This window comes from Ignavibacteriales bacterium, from assembly GCA_016709765.1.
Taxonomy (GTDB): domain Bacteria; phylum Bacteroidota; class Ignavibacteria; order Ignavibacteriales; family Ignavibacteriaceae; genus IGN3.
Genome location: JADJMD010000008.1, coordinates 235,739 through 255,382, shown reverse-complemented (window position 1 = coordinate 255,382; position 19,644 = coordinate 235,739). Strand labels below are relative to the sequence as shown.

General features: G+C 32.5%; 18 protein-coding genes and 1 tRNA gene. 15 read left to right on the top strand and 4 right to left on the bottom strand.

The window, feature by feature from the left end; translation table 11 throughout:
* Positions 1-99: 99 nt before the first annotated feature.
* Positions 100-173: transfer RNA gene (locus tag IPJ23_02535), tRNA-Ile, on the top strand.
* Between the two features lie 472 nt (positions 174-645).
* Here IPJ23_02535 and IPJ23_02530 read toward each other — a convergent pair.
* A complete protein-coding gene (locus IPJ23_02530) occupies positions 646-1,347 on the bottom strand; it encodes a hypothetical protein (protein MBK7629594.1) in 702 nt (233 codons plus the stop codon).
* A 124-nt stretch (positions 1,348-1,471) separates the two neighbouring features.
* On the opposite strand from IPJ23_02530, the gene IPJ23_02525 reads away from it, so the two are divergent.
* The 14 genes from IPJ23_02525 (at position 1,472) to IPJ23_02460 (ending at position 15,852) form a co-directional block, all read left to right on the top strand.
* Complete coding sequence (locus IPJ23_02525) at positions 1,472-2,140, top strand: CoA pyrophosphatase (protein ID MBK7629593.1); 669 nt, start codon at positions 1,472-1,474, stop codon at positions 2,138-2,140.
* A complete protein-coding gene (locus tag IPJ23_02520; GenBank protein ID MBK7629592.1) occupies positions 2,130-2,777 on the top strand; it encodes an HAD family hydrolase in 648 nt (215 codons plus the stop codon). Before IPJ23_02525 ends, IPJ23_02520 begins: the two co-directional genes overlap by 11 nt.
* Before the next feature lie 171 nt (positions 2,778-2,948).
* Entirely contained in the window at positions 2,949-4,244 is a 1,296-nt protein-coding gene (asnS, locus tag IPJ23_02515) for an asparagine--tRNA ligase (protein ID MBK7629591.1), read from the top strand.
* A gap of 52 nt (positions 4,245-4,296) precedes the next feature.
* Positions 4,297-4,812: an NADH-quinone oxidoreductase subunit J gene (locus IPJ23_02510; GenBank protein MBK7629590.1), complete on the top strand. Its 516-nt coding sequence runs from the start codon at positions 4,297-4,299 to the stop codon at positions 4,810-4,812.
* A 15-nt stretch (positions 4,813-4,827) separates the two neighbouring features.
* Complete coding sequence (nuoK, locus tag IPJ23_02505) at positions 4,828-5,133, top strand: NADH-quinone oxidoreductase subunit NuoK (protein MBK7629589.1); 306 nt, start codon at positions 4,828-4,830, stop codon at positions 5,131-5,133.
* A 24-nt stretch (positions 5,134-5,157) separates the two neighbouring features.
* Positions 5,158-7,095: an NADH-quinone oxidoreductase subunit L gene (gene nuoL, locus IPJ23_02500; protein ID MBK7629588.1), complete on the top strand. Its 1,938-nt coding sequence runs from the start codon at positions 5,158-5,160 to the stop codon at positions 7,093-7,095.
* 1 nt (position 7,096) lies between these two features.
* Positions 7,097-8,647, top strand: a complete 1,551-nt coding sequence (locus IPJ23_02495; GenBank protein MBK7629587.1) for an NADH-quinone oxidoreductase subunit M — start codon at positions 7,097-7,099, stop codon at positions 8,645-8,647.
* A gap of 25 nt (positions 8,648-8,672) precedes the next feature.
* Positions 8,673-10,100: an NADH-quinone oxidoreductase subunit N gene (locus IPJ23_02490; protein ID MBK7629586.1), complete on the top strand. Its 1,428-nt coding sequence runs from the start codon at positions 8,673-8,675 to the stop codon at positions 10,098-10,100.
* A gap of 112 nt (positions 10,101-10,212) precedes the next feature.
* A complete protein-coding gene (locus IPJ23_02485; protein ID MBK7629585.1) occupies positions 10,213-11,769 on the top strand; it encodes an NAD(P)H-hydrate dehydratase in 1,557 nt (518 codons plus the stop codon).
* Positions 11,762-12,193 (top strand): VanZ family protein, encoded by a 432-nt coding sequence (gene vanZ / locus IPJ23_02480; GenBank protein ID MBK7629584.1) that lies wholly within the window; start codon positions 11,762-11,764, stop codon positions 12,191-12,193. The genes IPJ23_02485 and vanZ overlap by 8 nt, the downstream gene beginning before the upstream one ends.
* Before the next feature lie 94 nt (positions 12,194-12,287).
* Positions 12,288-12,947: an energy transducer TonB gene (locus tag IPJ23_02475; GenBank protein ID MBK7629583.1), complete on the top strand. Its 660-nt coding sequence runs from the start codon at positions 12,288-12,290 to the stop codon at positions 12,945-12,947.
* Positions 12,948-13,100: 153 nt separating this feature from the next.
* On the top strand, positions 13,101-14,120 hold the full coding sequence (locus tag IPJ23_02470; protein MBK7629582.1) for a YdcF family protein: 1,020 nt from the start codon (positions 13,101-13,103) through the stop codon (positions 14,118-14,120).
* A 29-nt stretch (positions 14,121-14,149) separates the two neighbouring features.
* Positions 14,150-14,635: a transcription antitermination factor NusB gene (gene nusB, locus IPJ23_02465; GenBank protein ID MBK7629581.1), complete on the top strand. Its 486-nt coding sequence runs from the start codon at positions 14,150-14,152 to the stop codon at positions 14,633-14,635.
* Positions 14,635-15,852 carry an MFS transporter gene (locus tag IPJ23_02460; protein ID MBK7629580.1) on the top strand — a complete coding sequence of 406 codons (1,218 nt, stop codon included), beginning with the start codon at positions 14,635-14,637 and terminating at the stop codon, positions 15,850-15,852. The genes nusB and IPJ23_02460 overlap by 1 nt, the downstream gene beginning before the upstream one ends.
* 14 nt (positions 15,853-15,866) lie before the next feature.
* Here the strand turns inward: IPJ23_02460 and IPJ23_02455 are convergent, their stop codons facing one another.
* From IPJ23_02455 to IPJ23_02445, 3 genes are read right to left on the bottom strand one after another with little or no spacing between them, the layout of a single operon-like run.
* Positions 15,867-16,853 carry a cation transporter gene (locus IPJ23_02455; protein MBK7629579.1) on the bottom strand — a complete coding sequence of 329 codons (987 nt, stop codon included), beginning with the start codon at positions 16,851-16,853 and terminating at the stop codon, positions 15,867-15,869.
* Between the two features lie 23 nt (positions 16,854-16,876).
* Positions 16,877-18,031: an aminotransferase class I/II-fold pyridoxal phosphate-dependent enzyme gene (locus IPJ23_02450; GenBank protein ID MBK7629578.1), complete on the bottom strand. Its 1,155-nt coding sequence runs from the start codon at positions 18,029-18,031 to the stop codon at positions 16,877-16,879.
* Positions 18,032-18,039: 8 nt separating this feature from the next.
* The gene (locus tag IPJ23_02445; GenBank protein MBK7629577.1) at positions 18,040-19,626 is read right to left on the bottom strand and encodes a sel1 repeat family protein; all 1,587 of its coding nucleotides are present in this window, start codon (positions 19,624-19,626) and stop codon (positions 18,040-18,042) included.
* Positions 19,627-19,644 lie beyond the last annotated feature (18 nt).

Here is a 19,644-nt window from a genome sequence, read left to right as displayed (position 1 = left end):
CACTTTTAACAAATAGAAGGTAAAAGAATTTTATAGGTGAGAAGTTTTAATTTCTTGATTTAAGTAAGATTAAATACTATTTTTGAGCGCTTAAAATTTGGGCTCATAGCTCAGTTGGTTAGAGCATCTGACTCATAATCAGAGGGTCGGTGGTTCAAGTCCATCTGGGCCCACATTAAACCTCGAAATCATTCGGTTTTGAGGTTTTTTTATTTCCAAATGTTCGAATTCATTTTTGTGCTTCGGCAGTTCTCATTTTAAAAAGCCAATACTTAAACAGTTAATCAGATCGAATATCAAAGATTGCCACTTTTTCTATTTTATACTTCTGACAGACTATTTAGTTACTTTTAATGTGATCATAAATATTTTTTATAGAATTAATTATTTAAAATCGGCTTCAGACAACCTTTTAATATCTAAATAAAATTTGAGCCGATATTTATAATTGCTGATATCAGAAATCCACATAAGTCGTATGGATTTCTAAGAACACCTGATTTTGCCTCCATTCTGCATAAATTTTTAATTTGCAATCAACCTAGAATTTTTGATTGGCTAAGAAAAAAACTGAAATTAAATCATATGTTTTATTGATTACTCAAGTTTATAATTTTAGAAATTTGAGATTACTTAATTCTATTTTCAATTATTTCTAATTTCCTTCAATTCAAATAATATAGTTCCGTAACCCAAAACATCACGAGCAAAACCTAACATTCCGCCGCCTTCAATTATCACTTGCATTTTTACCATGCCTAGACCCTTTGCATACCACTCAGTCAAAAGATTTTTTGATCCCTCTGAAGTTTCCAAAGTTGATTCTACTTTTAAAGTTTCAAATTTTCCGGCTGGAGTTGTAATAGTTTCAATCTTAGCTGCTTTCCCTTTTAGTTTTACTGTATGAGTTTCACCATTTATAAATTCCTTTCCGTCCCAGCTCCACTCCTGACCAATTGTTATTGGAAACGGAATTCTTAAAAGAGGTTTATCGTAAACGTAATTACCTTCTTTCGTGATAAATAAAAGTAATTTAATTTTTTGATAAGTTTCATTAACAAATAGACCTTTATCATCAACAAAAAGTTTTTGCTTATATTTGAATTTATCCGAATCGTAACCAAATATATAATTATCTTTTTCTTTTGTTACCTTCAATTCAAGATCACCAAAAGTTGATTCATATATTAACTTATTTTTAAAATTAGTTGGAAAATACTCTTTCCCGAAAGTTTTATCGATACTTATATCAACAATATTTAAGTTGCTACTAGTTTGAGCATGAATAGTATGGTAATTAATTATCATTGTTAATGCGGTTATTATCGAAAAAAGTAAATTTTTCATACATCCCTTTTTTATTTGCAAATAACAATAACAACTAAATACAATTTATTCAATGCAGTAAAGAAGCAATCCATTTAAGTTATTTATATTTGAGTTATTCATCACAAATTATATAGAAAGTTTAATGGATTACATAAATAGATTAAAAGATATAGTTACATCGGATTGCCCAATAGTTGGAAGAGAAAAATATTTAAACTCCGCCGTGCTGATACCCATGGTAGTGGTTGAAGGATGTGAATTTGTTTTATTCCAAAAGCGATCACAAACTGTTAGACAGCCTGGCGAAGTTAGTTTTCCGGGGGGACATTTTGAATCTAAAAAAGATAAAGATTTTCTTTCTGCCGCGGTTAGAGAAACTTGCGAAGAACTTGGAATTGATGAACAACAAATTACTGTTCTTGGAAAACTCGGAACTCTAATTGCACCAATGGCTGTAATTGTTGAGGCTTACATTGGAATTTTAAACTTAAAATCTTTAGATGAATTAGAGATTGATAAAAAAGAAGTTGAGCGAATATTTTTAATCCCATTAAAATATTTTATGGAGAACGATCCTGATGAATATCATACTAATATAGAAATTCATCCTTTTACAATAGATGAAACCGGACAAAGGATTGACCATTTTCCTGTTAAAAAATTAGGTTTGCCGGAACAGTATTCCATTCCTTGGAAGCGGGGGAAACACAGAGTTTTAGTTTATAAAACAAACCAAGAAATTATTTGGGGAATTACAGCCGAACTTATTTTTGAATTATCACAAAAACTGAAAGAAGAAATTGATAAATAATTATAAACACATTATCTGGGATTGGAACGGAACTTTATTAAACGATGTAGATTTTTGTAGAAAAATTATTAATAGAATTCTTGTTGATAATAATTTACCTCAGCTATCATTTAAAAAGTATCAAGGGATTTTTACTTTTCCTGTTCAGGATTATTACACAGCTGCCGGTTTAGATTTTTCAAAAACTTCTTTTGAAGTTCTTGGTAAAGATTTTATCGATGAATATGAATCTAAAAAACTCACTTGTAACTTACACGAAAATGCTATTGAAGTATTATCAGTAATTCACAAAAAAGGGATAAAGCAATCTGTGCTTTCTGCTTATTTGCACAATAATTTGGTAAGCATTTTAGACCATTATAATCTTACACAGTATTTTGATAACATAGTTGGTCTTGATAACATTTACGCGGGCAGTAAAACACATCTTGGATTAAAACTTATTGAAGAACTAGATGTAAACAAAAATGAAGTTTTGTTTATAGGCGATACTTTACATGATGCAGAAGTTGCTGAGGCAATGGGAGTGAAATGTATCTTAATTGCAAATGGACATCAAGTAAAAGAAAAGTTGATGGTGAATTCAAATTTGGTTTTGGAACAATTAGGTGAACTTAAGTCTTATTTGTCAATTTAATAGTAGTTGTCATATCGAGTTTTGTTCAACAAAATTCATAATATCAATTCTTCGTATAGAATTTTACAAAAATCTAGTAATAATTAAATAATGAATAGTTACCATTGATTGGTTTTTTTGCACCCACTCTTTATATTTGGCAATCATTTTTTGAAGAAAATATCAGATTTAATGCAGAAAATTACAATAAGTGATCTTGGTAAATTCGTAGGGCAAGAAGTTACTCTCCGAGGATGGCTTTTCAACAAACGTTCAAGCGGCAAAATAAAATTTATCATCCTTCGTGATGGTTCTGGTTATCTGCAATGCGTTTACTTTAAAGGTAATTTGACCGAAGAAGTTTTTGATAAAGCTGATAAGATTGGTCAGGAATCTTCAATTGAAGTTACTGGAAAAGTTAAAGAAGAACCACGTGCACCGGGTGGATACGAGCTTGATGCGACTGATTTAAAAGTTATTTCTGAGGCTCATGATTACCCAATCACTCCAAAAGAACATGGAATTGAATTTTTACTTGATAATAGACATTTGTGGTTGCGATCAAGCCGGCAAGTTGCAATAATGAAAATTCGCCATCGTGTTGTGAAAGCTATAAGAGATTTTTTTGATGAACGCGGTTTTACATTAATGGATCCGCCAATTCTTACTCCCAATGCAGTTGAAGGAACATCTACACTTTTTGAAACTCCTTATTTTGACTTAGGCAATGCTTATTTGACCCAGTCAGGTCAACTTTACGCAGAAGCCGGAGCAATGGCGCTTGGGAAAGTTTATACATTCGGTCCAACTTTTCGGGCAGAAAAATCTAAAACAAGAAGACACTTAACAGAATTTTGGATGGTTGAACCTGAAGTTGCGTTTAATGATTTAAACGATGATATGGATTTGGCAGAAGAATTTTTAGAGTACATTGTTCAAACCGTATTGACTGATATGACAGAAGAATTAAAAGTTCTTGAACGAGATACAACAAAGCTTCAAAACGTCAAAAGACCTTTTCCACGAGTACACTATGATGAAGCAGTTGAAATTTTAAGAAAGAACGGAATTGATTTTCAATGGGGAAATGATCTAGGCGGAACGGATGAAACAATTGTATCTGAACAGTATGATAGACCTATTATGGTTCATCATTATCCAGCCGAAGTAAAAGCATTTTATATGAAACGTGACCCTAAAAATCCAAAGTATGCTCTTGCTGTGGATGTTCTTGCACCAGAAGGTTATGGTGAAATTATCGGCGGCAGCCAGAGAGAAGATAATCTTGATTTTCTTTTAGAAAGAATAAAAGAACACAATCTTCCACAAAGTGCATTTGAATGGTATTTGGATTTAAGAAGATATGGTTCTGTTCCACATGCAGGTTTTGGATTAGGATTAGAAAGAACTGTTAGCTGGATTTGTGGATTAGACCATTTGCGTGAAGCAATTCCTTTTCCTAGAATGATTTATCGTAATACTCCATAGCAATTAATAATGTACTATTTTATAGTGTACAATTAATCAGAAAAATTTTTAAATGAGTTTAGACATAATTTTATTTTTTGTTTTTGGTATCGTTGCTGCAGTTACTGCTGTGATAATGATAACAAGAAGTAATCCAGTTATTGCGGCATTATTTCTTGTGCTAAACTTTGCATCTCTTGCAGGATTGTATCTTACATTAAACGCTCAATTTATTGCTGTAACACAAGTTATCGTATACGCTGGTGCAATAATGGTTTTATTCCTTTTTGTTTTGATGTTGTTACGACCTGAAAATGAACAGAAGTTTTTACAAGCAAATTCAAAAACTAAAATCTTTGCGATGTTTATTGCGGGTGTTGTATTTGTGCAACTTGCTTATATGATTTTCTTTGCTCGTCCATCACAATATATTTCAAAAAATTTAGCAAAAAGTATAGAAGCCGGAACAATTGAAGCTATTGGCAGAGAGTTATTTACGAATTATGTAGTTCCATTTGAAGCAGCAGGGTTTTTATTATTAGCGGCAACAATTGGTGCTTTAGTTTTAGCTAAAAAGAAGTTTGAGTAAAAAAGTCATCAAATTATGAATATCACAATTGAATATTATTTAATCCTAAGTGCATTTATGTTTATAGTCGGGGTTGCCGGCGTGCTTACAAGAAGAAATGCAATCATTGTTTTTATGAGTATCGAATTAATGTTAAACTCTGCAAACCTAACGTTAGTGACATTTTCATCTTATCTCGGTAATTCAATTGGACAGCTATTTGTTTTCTTTGTAATGACAGTTGCGGCTGCAGAAGCTGCTGTAGGGCTTGCAATTATTTTAGCAATCTTCCGTAACAAGCTTACTCTTAATATCGATGAAATAAATATTCTTAAATGGTAAAAATCTGAGCATAATTATAATAGTATGAGAGAATTAATTTATTTAACTGTTATTCTTCCATTCGTTGGATTTTTAATCAATGGAATTTTTGGCAGCAAAATTAAAAATGAAAAAGTCATTGGAATTATCGGCAGTGGTGTAATTGGATTATCATTTCTAATCGCTCTCGGTGCTTTTTTTGAAACAATTGGTTTACCTGTTGATCAGCGGCAAAAAATTGTAACTTTATTTAGCTGGTTACACGTTGGAAATTTAAATGTAAGTTTTGCTTATCAAGTTGATCAGCTTTCTCTTGTAATGGCTTTAATTGTAACAGGAGTGGGATTTATTATCCATGTTTATTCAATCGGTTATATGCATGGTGATAAAAGTTTTTGGAGATTTTTTACCTACCTAAATCTTTTCATCTTTGCAATGATGAATCTTATACTTGCAGATAATTTTGTTCTTTTATTTTTAGGATGGGAAGGCGTTGGCCTTTGTTCTTATTTGTTAATTGGATTTTGGTATGATAGAAAATTTGAAAAATCAACAACTTCCGATGCTGGTAAAAAAGCTTTTATAGTAAATAGAATAGGTGATTTTGGATTTCTACTTGGAATGTTTTTAATCTATATGACTTTTGGAAGCTTGAATTTTAACGAAGTTTTTTCACGCGCAGTTTCATTCAATGTTTCAGAAGCTACATTTGGATTTATAGCACTTTTCTTATTTATCGGAGCAACTGGAAAATCAGCACAAATTCCTTTATTCGTTTGGTTGCCGGATGCGATGGCTGGCCCAACTCCTGTTTCAGCACTTATCCATGCTGCTACAATGGTTACGGCTGGAGTTTATATGGTTGCTAGAACTTCAATCATATTTGCAAGTGCGCCTGATATATTAATGGTTGTTGCGATCATAGGAGCGTTAACAGCATTCTTTGCAGCCACAATCGGTATCGTACAAAATGATATAAAAAAAGTTTTAGCTTACTCAACTGTTTCTCAGCTTGGGTACATGTTTTTGGCAATGGGAATGGGAGCATTTTCTGCTGGAATTTTTCACGTAATGACTCACGCATTTTTCAAAGCTCTTTTATTCCTTGGCGCAGGTTCTGTAATTCACGCAATGCACGAAGAACAAGATATTCAAAAGTACGGCGGACTAAAGAAATATATGCCTCGTACATATTTTACATTTTTAATTGCTGCTCTTGCTATTTCTGGAATTCCACCTCTCTCAGGATTTTTTAGCAAAGATGAAATTCTTTGGTACTCTTATGCCAATGGTAATTTATTCTTTTGGATTTTAGGTGCCGGCACAGCGATGATGACAGCATTTTATATGTTTCGTCTTTACATTCTAACATTTGAAGGTAAAGAGAGATTTGGGCATGATAAACATCCTCACGAATCTCCAGCATTAATGACAATTCCATTAATGGTTTTAGCTGTTCTTGCCGCTGTTGGTGGATTCATCGGAATACCAGAAATATTTTCAGGCGAACATGGAAATCAATTCCACAATTTCTTAGCACCAATATTTAAAGATGCAGATAGAAAACTTGCAACATTTAATATGCACTCGCACTTTGAAGAAATTTTATTAATGGTTCTTTCAGTTGTGTTTGCAATTAGTGCGATAGCATTTGCAAGATATGTTTACTTAAAGAAACCAAGCATCGCATCAAATGCATCACAAAAGTTTAAAGGATTATACAATCTTCTTTGGAATAAATACTTTGTTGATGAAACTTATGACACTGTTTTTGTAAATCCAATATTAAAAACTTCTCGTTCATTTTTATGGAAAATAGCAGACAATAAAATTATTGATGGCGTAGTAAATGGTGCAGCAAAACTTATTGATATAATTTCTATCAACATAAGAAAATTACAAACAGGCGTGGCTCAATTTTATGCATTAGTTATGATGCTTGGAATTGTTGCGGCTTTCTTCTGGATAATTTTAAGTTTATAAAATGGAACAAAATTCACTGTTAACATATTTAATTTTAATTCCGCTTATCGGTTCATTTTTGATTTTATTTATCAAGAAAGAACAGGCAAACCATGTAAGATATGCCGCACTTGGAATTTCAACAATTGCTTTTTTGCTTTCGCTTGTAATTTATTTTCAGTTTGATTCATCGAATTCAGATTTTCAATTCATTCATAAAATCCAATGGATTGATGGATTAAACATTTATTACCACGTTGGCATAGATGGAATGTCTATGCTCTTAGTTTTACTAACAACTTTTCTAACTCCGTTAACGTTAATTTCAAGCTGGTCAAGCATAGAAAGTAAAGTAAAAGAGTTTACATTTTTCTTTTTGATGCTTGAAGTTGGAATGCTTGGCGTTTTTATTTCTTTGGATTTATTTCTCTTTTATATTTTCTGGGAAGCAATGCTGATCCCAATGTATTTTATAATTGGAATCTGGGGTGGAAAAGAAAGAGTTTACGCGGCCATCAAATTTTTTATTTACACAATGTTCGGCAGCTTGCTAATGCTTGTTGCAATTGTTTGGTTGGCTGTTTATGCAATCGGACCGCTCGGATATTTTACAACAAACTTGGTTGAACTTTACAAAGTTGCGCCTCAAATTCCGATGAACATTCAAATCTGGATGTTCTTAGCATTTGGATTTAGCTTTGCAATTAAAGTTCCTCTTTTTCCTTTACACACTTGGCTGCCTGATGCACACGTTCAAGCACCAACCGCCGGTTCTGTAATACTTGCGGGAGTTTTGCTTAAAATGGGAACTTACGGATTATTGAGATTTAATCTTCCACTTTTCCCTGAAGCATCAATTGCTGCTGCTCCATATATATCAATCTTAGCAGTTATCGGAATCATATACGGTGCGCTCGTTGCAATGGTTCAGACCGATGTTAAAAAGCTTGTTGCTTACTCATCCGTTTCTCACTTAGGTTTTGTTGTGCTTGGTATCTTTGCAATGACTCAGGAATCAATTCAGGGTGCTGTAATACAAATGATAAATCATGGTTTATCAACAGGAGCTTTATTCCTTTTAGTTGGAATTATTTATGAGCGAACTCACACACGTGAGATTGCAGACTACGGTGGTCTCGCAAAAATAGTTCCTGTGTTTTCCTTTGCATTAATGTTCGCTTCGCTTTCATCTGTTGGATTGCCGGGATTAAACGGTTTTGTGGGAGAGTTTTTAATACTGCTCGGCGCATTTCAGTCACCAATATTAAATAGCTGGTGGTATACAGTGTTTGCAGCAAGTGGAGTAATCTTTGCCGCAGTTTATTTGTTGTGGATGTATCAGCGGGTTGTTTTTGGTGAAGTTAAAAATCCAAAACTAAATGGATTAAAAGATATGAATGGACGAGAAATATTTGTTCTCGTTCCTATTTTTATTTTTATCGTTTGGATAGGAATTTATCCTTCAACATTCTTAAAAGTTTCAGATAGAACATCAGCAAAAATTGTAAAACAAATTTATAATCCAGTTAAAATTAGCCCTGTTGAACTTGGCTTAAATAAATTATCAAAGTAAAAGAAGTTTAAAAGATAAAATTATAATGTTTAATAACTTTCAAGAATTTTGGAATATACTTCCGTTAGTAATTATAGGTGCAGGAATTGTAATATCACTTTTGATCGAAATGTATTCTAATAAAAGTGAAACAATTCTACCCTGGTTTTCAGTTCTGCTATTTTTAGCTGCTGGATTACACGCATTATATTATGTTGGCGATGTTTCAATCGTATTACAAAATATGCTTGCAACCGGCGGAATTGCGAATGTGTTTTATGCAATCTTTACTCTTGGTGCTGCTGTTGTTTGTCTGCTTTCTATAGATTACATAAAAAAATACGGCACATATTTCGGAGAGTATTACATAATTTTACAATCATCAGTACTTGGAATGATGTTGATGGCTGGTGCGAAAGATTTATTTGTAATCTTTCTTGGATTAGAATTAATGTCAGTTTCATTTTACATTCTTGCAGGAATGAATCGTAAAAAACTTAATGCTAATGAGGCTTCACTTAAATACTTTTTACTCGGTGCATTTGCAACAGGATTTATCGTATACGGAATAGCTTTAATCTATGGTAGTGCACACACAACTTCGATAGATTACATTACTTCAAATTTTGCAGAGCTAACTAAAAATTTATTATTTATTGCTGGTGTACTTTTATTCTTAATTGGATTCTCATTTAAGATTGCTGCGTTCCCATTTCATATGTGGGTTCCAGACGTTTACGAAGGTTCTCCAACAACCGTTGCGGCACTATTTTCAACAGGTGGAAAGGCAGCGGCATTTAGTGCAATCTTAGCGACACTTTTAGCGTTATTTAATGGACCAGATGGAAATTTATTCACACCATATCTTGCTGTCATCTCTGTACTTTCAATGTTCTACGGTAGTATAGTAGCTATTGCACAAGATAACATTAAGCGAATGCTGGCGTATTCATCAATCTCACACGCTGGCTATCTTGCGATTGGATTAGCTGCAGGCAATCACGATGCCGTAGCCGGAATAGTATTCTATCTTGCTGCGTACACATTTATGAATCTTGGCGCATTCGGAATCATTTCTCTTATCGAAGGAAAAGATGAAACAAATCTTAACATAAATTCTTATGCTGGATTAGGAAACCGAAAACCATTATTGGCGGCACTCCTTGCAGTTTTAATGTTTGCTCTTGCTGGCATTCCACCATTTGCAGGATTTTTTGGAAAATATTATATATTCATCGCAGCGATAAAAGCACATTTAACTTGGCTTGCAATACTTGGTGTTCTTTCGAGTGCAATAAGTGTTTACTTCTATTTAAGGATTGTTGTTTTGATGTATTTCAAATCTTCAGAGGATGAAATTGTAATTGAAGACAGTAGAAATTCAATGATTGCAATAATATTTTCTGTGATTGTAATAATCTTGCTTGGTGTGTTTCCGGGTACATTTTTAAGTTTAGTAACTAAGTTTATTTAATAATTGTCATCACAAACGAAGCAAGTGATCCCATTATTTAGCTAAAAAAGATTGTTTTGTTGTAACCTCCTCGCAACGACGTTGTAGAAATTTTAATTGCTATTATAAAGATATGATTCCACTTTACAACACATCTCAAATTCGTAATCTTGATTCTTTCGCAATAAAAAGATTAAAAGTTTCTGGAACCGTTTTAATGGAAAACGCGGCGATAGGAATTTATGAATCCATATTAGAACGAGTAAATAATATTAAATGTGTTGGTATTATTTGTGGAAAAGGAAACAATGGTGGTGATGGATATGCAGTTGCAAGACACTTTTCAAACGCTGGATTTAATGTGAAAGTTATATCCCTGGGTTCAGAAAAAGTCATGAGCGCGGATTGTAATGTCAATTACAGTATCTTAACAAATCTTTCCAATCATAGAAAAAATATAAAATTAAAAACCTATCAAACAATTAAAGATATAAACTGGTTTAAAGATTGTAATGTAATTGTTGATGCAATTCTTGGTAGTGGATTCACAGGAGAATTAAAAGAGCTATATCTATCAATTGTTAAATCATTAAATAAACTTACCGCATATAAATGTGCAATTGATGTTCCAACTGGACTAAATGCTGATACAGGTTTTGGTGATTTAATATTCAATTCAGATTTAACCGTTACACTTGGTGAATTTAAAAAAGGATTATTTATAACTAATGGTTATGAATATTGCGGCCAAGTTGTTTTAAAAGAGATCGGGATTGGCACAGATTATTTTGATTCGATAACTCCTGATAACTATTTGGTTGAGCCAGAAGATGTATTTACAAATCTTCCAAAACGAGGAAAAAGTGTTCATAAATATTCTGCTGGAAAAGTTTTAACAATTGCAGGTTCTTATAAATATCCGGGAGCAGCAGTTTTAACTTCTAAATCTGCACTCATTGCAGGGGCAGGTGCATCAATGCTTGCTATTCCTGATAAAGTAAAAAAACTAATCCAGAAAAATTTACTTGAAGTTGTTGTAGAACCTTATGGTAATGATAAAACAAAATACTTTGATAATACTGGATTAAAATCTTTACAAGAAAAAATTAAATGGGCGGATGTTGTGGCAATTGGCCCTGGTTTGGGAAGGGAAGAAGAAACAATAAATGCAATTCAGAATATTTTACTTAAACAAGGTTTTAAATTAGCAGTACTTGATGCCGATGCACTTTTTGCCCTTGATGAAACTTTTCTAAAAAAAGTTAATCTAAAAAATTGTATCCTGACTCCACATCTTGCAGAATTTTCTAATATGATTGGAATTGAAACAGAGCTCATCAAAAAAGATATTTTAAAATATGGTAGAGAGTTTGCTATAAAATTTAAGTGTGTATTAGTGTTAAAAGGAGCTCCGACCATTATTTTTAATCAAACAGGAGAAGCATTTGTTAACACAACTGGTAACAGTGGAATGGCAAAATTTGGTTCCGGTGATGTTCTTACTGGAATAATTGCAGGATTATTATCACAGAATAAGAATTTAGAAACTTCTGCAATTGCTGGAGTTTATCTTCACAGTCTATCAGCAGATTTACTCTTAAATGAAAAGTCAATCTCAAATTACCTTGCATCGGATATAATGAATAACTATTCTTTTGCAGTAAAATTTTTAGAGGATAGTATTGTATAGTTACCTTCAGTCCCACAAAAAATATCTCATCCATTTACCGTTAATAATTTACTGGATAATTTTATTTATTCTTACTTCGTTGCCATCGGGAATTGCAATTACAATTGCAGATATTAGCGATAAGGTTAATCATTTTGGTGGATATGGCTTATTAAGTGTACTTCTTTATTTGAATATGTATTTTCAAAATAGAATTGAATTGTTTAATAAGTGGCCGGCAACTTTTACAGTCATAATTGCATCTATTTATGGAATTCTTGATGAAATCCACCAGATGTTTGTCCCTGGAAGAAGCGCGGAATTCCTGGATTGGTTGGCAGATTTTGGCGGCTCTTTGACTGCAGTTTTGATAACCGGTTACTTGATCAAAAAATTGAAACAAATTGATTTTGAAAAAAACAAATCTAAAACGGGAACTTTTTAAGAATAATATTGTAAAACACTTGAAAAATAATTTGACAATCGAGTATCTCATTATTAAGTTAGCATCACTAATTGCAAGATAGGAGAAAAAAAGAATGGCAATTGTAAAAACTAAAAAAGCGGATCTGATGGCAAAATACAAAAAAGTATTTGAAATCAGTTTAATAGCTGCTTTAGCACTATTAATAGTAGCATTTAAATTTTTCCCAGACTTAAAAGGTAAAGCTGTGGTTTCAGAAGGACCGCAGGAATTATTCCAGGTTGAGCAAATCGATCAAACCAAACAAGAAAATCGACCACCTCCGCCTCCAAAACCTCCTATTCCAATCGAAGCACCGTCTTCGGATGTTTTAGAAGATATTGAAATAGGCGATACAGAAATTGATATTAATGAACAAGTTGAAGCTCCTCCACCTCCTCCAAAAGAGGATAAAAAAGTAGTTGAGGAAGAACCACAATATTTTGTTGCGGTTGAAGAAATGCCTGAACCAATTGGTGGAATTGCCGAAATTCAGAAAAAAATAGTTTATCCTGAAATTGCAAAACGAGCTGGTGTTGAAGGTAAAGTATATGTTCTTGCTTTTGTTAATGAATCAGGCACTGTTACTGATGCAAAGATTATTAAAGGAATTGGTGCTGGTTGCGATGAAGCAGCTTTAGATGCAGTTAAAAAAACCAAGTTTAAACCCGGAAAGCAGCGTGGTAAAGCTGTGAGGGTTCAGGTTTCAATACCTGTAGTGTTTAAACTTCAATAATTGTAAGGCGTCTTTAAGACGCCTTTTTTATTTCCCTTTTTTTATTTTTTCCATCGATTATTAATCACATGGCAATTTTATTACGAATTTTTAATTTGTATTTTTTGAATAGTTAATTATATAATTAACACAAATAAATAATTCATTGAAATTATGACTAAGAATAAAAAGAGTAAAATATCCAGCCCTATCGTTATAGTTATCGTTATTCTTTTAAATCTTACTTTTCTATTCTTTCTAAAATATCAAAATCAAAATCTACCAATTAGTGCTTTTAGTTTAGGTAGTTTTGGTAACATTTGTAATTTATTTTTCGCCCTTAGCTTGATAGTTGGAATATTGTTTTTGAGGTTTAAAAGCGATTTAGTTTTTGAAACTAAAAAATTCTTGCCAATCTTTTTTGTGAATCAATTGCTTCTCATTACAATCTATATCTTAAATATTATTTCCTTGCCATTTAAAAAGATATATTATCTTGGACAAACCGGGGATGAATTACTAGTTGGTGGAATTTTTGTTCTATATATTTTTACGTACTTTTTAATGATTTATACTGCTTGGTTGAGTGTTTTCAAAGTTAAAAATTTGATCCTTTTACGTGCGTTTTTAATCTCATCCATTTCAATGATTGCAATATTATTAGTTGTGTTTTTCTTTATCGTGGCAAAAAAAGCTCACTTTAATGATCTATTGATAAGCAAAGAAAATAATATTGGTGTTGTTCTTGGGGCCGCGGTTTGGTCGGGTAACAAACCAAGTCCATCTTTGGCAGGTAGAGTAGATAAAGCACTAAAGTTATATAGAGAGAAAAGAATATCACAAATTTATCTTACCGGCAGCAATGCGCCAGGTGAGTTAGCAGAAGCTGAGGTTGCATTGTGGTATATCAAAACTAAAGGTATCGATACCGCACAGATATTTCTTGAAAAAGAGACTACATCGACGAATGAACAAGTCCAATTTATAAAGCAAAAATTATTTTTTAAATCAAATAAAAATATAATAGTTATTTCAGATGGCTATCATTTAGTTAGAGTATTAGAAATAGCAAAATTTCATAAATTAAAAATTTTAGTTTCAGCGTCAGCACTTTCCCAGAGTTTTGAGAAAGCACTTTATAATAATATTAGAGAATCGTTAGCATTAACGGTGTTTTGGCTGTTTGCAATTTGATTATACAAAATGAGTTACAGGAGAAAATTATGTCATCAGTGTTTAAGAGAAGAATTGTTAGAGAAAAAGTTTTGCAAATCCTTTATGCATATGAACTGAACAATGAAAACTTAATGGCACTAACAAAAAGTATTTTAGGTGATATTGAAATAGAGCATGATAGAAATTATGGTGAAGATCTTGTAAATCGTGTATTAATTCACAAAAAAGAACTTGATTTAAAAATTGAGGAAAGAGTTAGCAATTGGGAAATGGGCAGAATAGCAATTATTGATAAGCTTTTATTGCGTATGGCGATTTGTGAGTTATTATATTTTCCTGATATCCCACCTAAGGTTTCAATTAATGAAGCAATTGAGATTGCAAAAGAGTTTAGCACAGCAGGCAGCGGAAAGTTTATTAATGGTATTCTTGATAAAGTTTTATCAGAAGAGAAAATTGCAGGTACTTTAGCTAAAACGGGTAGAGGCTTGGTTGATGAAACAGTTGCCAAAAATCATCCAAAAAAATCTTGATGCGCGATAGGAAAAAAATATTTATTTGGACGCTTTTTGATTTTGCGAACACTTCTTTCTCAATTGTAGTTGTTACATTTCTTTACGCTGTCTATTTTAAAAAAGTTGTGGCTCAAGGTGAGCCAATTGGCGATCTCTACTGGTCCTTTGGTACTAGCATTGCAATGATAATTACAGCTATAATTTCTCCTGTTCTTGGTGCAATTGCGGACTATTCCGCTGGTAAAAAAAGATTTTTGTTGTTCTTTACTCTTCTTTGTATTGCGGCAACATCCTCACTTTATTTTGTGGGTAGCGGGAATGTTTTTCTGGGGGTTTTCTTATTTGTTCTTGCAAATGTCGGATTTGAAGCAGGATTAGTCTTTTATGATTCATTCCTTCCTGAAATTACTGAACCTAAAAATTATGGAAGAGTGAGTGGGTATGGATTTGCAATGGGTTATTTAGGATCTCTGGCAACACTTGCAATAATTTATCCATTTATCCAGGCAGAGATGCTAAAGGAATCATTTCCTGTTGCTGCACTATTTTTTCTAATATTTTCTTTACCGCTATTTGTTTATTTAAAAGACAATCGAAAAAAAGTGTTAGAACACGAATCTTATTTTACAATTGGTGTTACTAGAGTTTGGAACACTTTATCAAATCTAAAAAATTATAAGAATCTTGCATTATTTTTACTAGCTTACTTCTTCTATATCGAAGGTGTAAATACAATAATATTTTTCTCAGGCAACTATGCAAGCACTACTCTGGGATTTTCAGAAACTGAATTACTTATATTTTTTCTAACTGTGCAAACCACAGCTATTGCTGGCTCTGTTTTGCTTGGAATTGTATCTGATTCAATCGGGCAGAAAAAAACTATTATGATTACTTTAGTTATGTGGTTGATAACGGTTTTGATTGCGTATTTAGTTCAAGATAAAAATGGATTTTATATTGTTGGATTGATTGCCGGTGCTGCAATGGGATCCAGTCAATCAACAAGCAGAAGTTTTATGAGCAAGCTCACTCCGCCAGAAAAGAAAACTGAATTTTTTGGTTTCTATTCTTTTTTTGGAAAAAGTTCTGCTGTAGTTGGTCCTTTGGTTTTTGGTTTAGTTAGTTTTATCTCTGGAGATCAGCGCTTAGCAATTATTTCTGTCGGATTTTTCTTTGCAGTTGGATTATTAATTTTGACTCAGGTTAAAGATCCAGATGTCTTAAAAGGATAAACATTGAAAGAGTATTAAATCCTTTTAAAAATTGGTTCACCAATTAGTTTATTTACATTCCACTCAAATGATTTAGATTTATTTTCACTTCTTACTTCACATTCAACATAATCACAAAAACTGCATAATTGTGGAATACAATAATCGAGATGTATTTTAAGATCAGCATGCGAAAAATCTTTTTGCAGCTCAGCTTCTATCATATTTTCTTCTTCGTGAGATTGCTTAATATTAAAATAGTATGGCAGTATTAAGTGAAAATCAATAAAGACTTTATCACCAGATTGCCAAAATCTTAACTCGTGAATATCAATCCAATAATCTTTTTTGATAGAAACTAGTTTGACTGACAATTGATTTAGTGTTTCCGGTCTAACTTCGTTCATCAAACCACCGATTGATTCGCGAATTAATTTATAACCTGTAAGTAAAATATTAAGTGCAATCACAATAGCAATTATTGGATCAAGAATTTGAATATCTGTAATTATCACTAAAATTACTGCTACAATTACACCAAAACTTGTTATGGAATCTGTAAGAACATGTTTTCCATCAGCAATAAGTGTTAACGAATTAGTTTTTTTTCCGGTTCTAATTAAAAAGTTTCCAAGTAGTAAATTAATAATTGAAGCAAATGTTATAACAACTGCGCCAATTCCTAATTGTTTTAATTCCGGCCCTGCTATTATTGCAAGAACACTTTCATAAATTATAAAAATTGCTGCAACAGCAATTAAAACTCCCTCGATTCCAGCAGAAAAATATTCAACATTTCCGTGTCCGTAAAGATGTGAGTCATCTGCTGGTCTTGAACTTAATATGATGCTGTAAAGCGCCATAGAAGTAGCCATAACGTGAACAACGGACTCAGCTGCGTCAGAAAAAATTGCTGCTGATCCGGTAATTAGATAAGCGCCGATCTTAAAGAAGAACATGCTGAAGCCAACAGCTAATGAAATTATTGCCGCACGTTTTCTTATTGCAATTTGGTCAGCCATTTGTGATTTCTTTTCCATTAAGGTTATAGTTGATTTAATTTTTTAGCAGCTTGTTTTAAAACTTCATCTTTTTTTGCGAAGCAAACACGAATTAATTTATCATTACTTCCATTTTTATAAAATGGTGAAAGAGGGATAACAGCAACACCAATTTCTTTTGTAAGATATTCTGCAAACTCAAGATCACTTTTAGAAGAAATATTTGAGTAATCCAACAATTGAAAATAAGTGCCATCACATTTTCTAAAAATGAAATTGGAATTTTTTAATAATGATGAAAACAAATCCCGTTTAGATTGATAAAAACTCGGAAGAGAAGAAATATTTATTTCATCCTTCAAAAATTCAGCAATAGCTAATTGTATGGGAGTATTTACTGCGAACACAATAAACTGGTGAAACTTCCTGAATTCTGTAGTAAGATATTCAGGAGCGTAGCAATATCCCATCTTCCAACCAGTTGTGTGAAAAGTTTTACCAAAAGAAGAAATAATAAAACTTCTTTTTGCAAGTTCATCGTATCTTGCAAAACTTTGATGTTTTTGACTATTAAAATTTATATGCTCATAAACCTCATCACTGATTAGAAAAATATTTTTATTTCTAATTAACTTTTCAAGTTGAAAAATATCATCATCTTTTAGAATAGCTCCGGTCGGATTATGCGGTGAGTTGATGACAATACACTTTGTTTTTGTTGTGATTGCCTTTTCAACTTCTTCCCACGGGATAGTATAATCCTTTCTATTTAGTTTGATCGAAACAGGAATGCCACCATTTGCAACTATAGCCGGAATATATGAATCATAAGCGGGTTCAAAAATGATAACCTCATCACCTTTATTCACAAATACTGAAAACGCTGTATAAAGTGCTTGAGTTGCTCCCGCAGTAACTGTTATTTCATTTTTAAAATTATATACTCTTCCATAATCGTGTTTTATTTTTTTTGAAATTTGTTTTCTCAGCTCAGTTGTCCCAGGCATTGGTGAATATTGATTAAACCCCTTTTTCATAAAGTGATTAACAAGTTCAATCAATTGATCCGAACAATTAAAATCCGGAAATCCTTGTGAAAGATTTATTGCACCGTAGTCGTTTGCCATTTTAGACATAACTGCAAAAATACTTGTACCGACTTCAGGTAATTTTGAATTTATTTTTAAGTCATTTTCCATTTTAATTGCTACTCAATCTTAAAAACATTTTCTGAAGGTCTAAGACTATCATATAATCGTTTTAGTTGCTGATAAGCGTATTGATTTCCACGTTGTGCAGAATTTCTATATTGCTCAACTGCATTTGGTAAATTTTTATTTAGGCCAATTCCATTTTCATAACAGTATCCTAAAGTAAATTGCGCTAATACAGACCCACTTTTTTCATACTCTTCCAACAAAGAAATCTCTGAACTTAAATCAACACTTGCATTCGATTCAAAGACTTTTGCAGCAGCTATTCTTACTTCAGCTTCTGGACTACTTAATTTTTCTGCAAGCATCCAATACTCAATTCCTTTTTGTTTATCATTCTTTAAATATTTGTCTGTGTAATAATTAAAACCCAGTTCAATAATTGCCGGTATATGATTTTGCGCTGCTGCTTTTTGTAAAAGATCAATTGCATCTTTTTCTGTTAAACGGTTATCATATCCAAGTTTATGTAATCCATACCATACAAACTGTGCGGTAGGATTTCCAGCCTGTATTGCTTCATTTAAAATTATATAAAAATCTTTTTCTCGAATTAATTGCCAAAGCAAATATGCAGCTCGCGGTGAATCTAAAATTGTAGCCCTAATAAAATATTCCGCAGCGATTAATTTATTTTGAATTACAAATTCACCAGTTTCAAATAATTTGCCTAAAATAGTTTGGGCTTCGTGGCATCCAACATTAGCAAGGGCATCCAGCAATTTGATTTTTATTTCATCATTAAAGGTATTAAGCAATGAATCGTTTTGAATAGACAATGAATCTTTAACAACAGAAAGATTCAAATTCGTTAAATCCGATATCAACATCTTATCGGTAAATTCTTTAACCGAATCTGTTTGAGTGTCAAAATCAATAAATACCAAACCAAGTGAGGGATTCATTTTTGAATCTTCTTTAACATCTTTTTTAAATACATCTTTAGCTAAAGCATATTTATTTTGATCAACAGAATCTCTAAACTCAGCTGAAACCTTTAGTGAAAGCTCGAGCATAACTTCACTAGCAGGTTGATAACCTCCATCAGCAGATTTTTTAATCCAGTAGTAAGATTTTTTCCAATCTCGGGGGACAATCAGATTATCCGTATGTAAAACACCAATAATGTATTGTGCCTGACTCATTCCAGCTTCTGCGGCTTCTAAAAAATTTTCATATGCGGTAAATGGATTCCATTCAGTTCCCCAACCATTGATCAACATTATTCCGTAATTATAAAGAGCTGATGTAAGTTTTTGCGAAGCTGCTTTTTTAATCCAATAAACAGCGGTAATGGTATCTGCCGCAACTCCTTCACCAGTTAACAATCTTAAACCAAGTTCGTGCTGAGCCAATGGATCGCCACCGTTAGCAATTTGGACTAATTTAAATTGTTGTAAAATCTGGTATGATAAATCCGGTTGATAAAAGTATGGATTATTTCTATACGGTCTATTTTTTTTAAACGCTAAACTTTTTGTACTGTCTTGCGCTAAAAGATTTGTCGGAAATAAAAAAAAGAAAAATAACACTAGCGCTATGGGAATCTGATATTTTGACTGCAATTTTTTCTCAATCATTTGTTATATGAGTTAGAC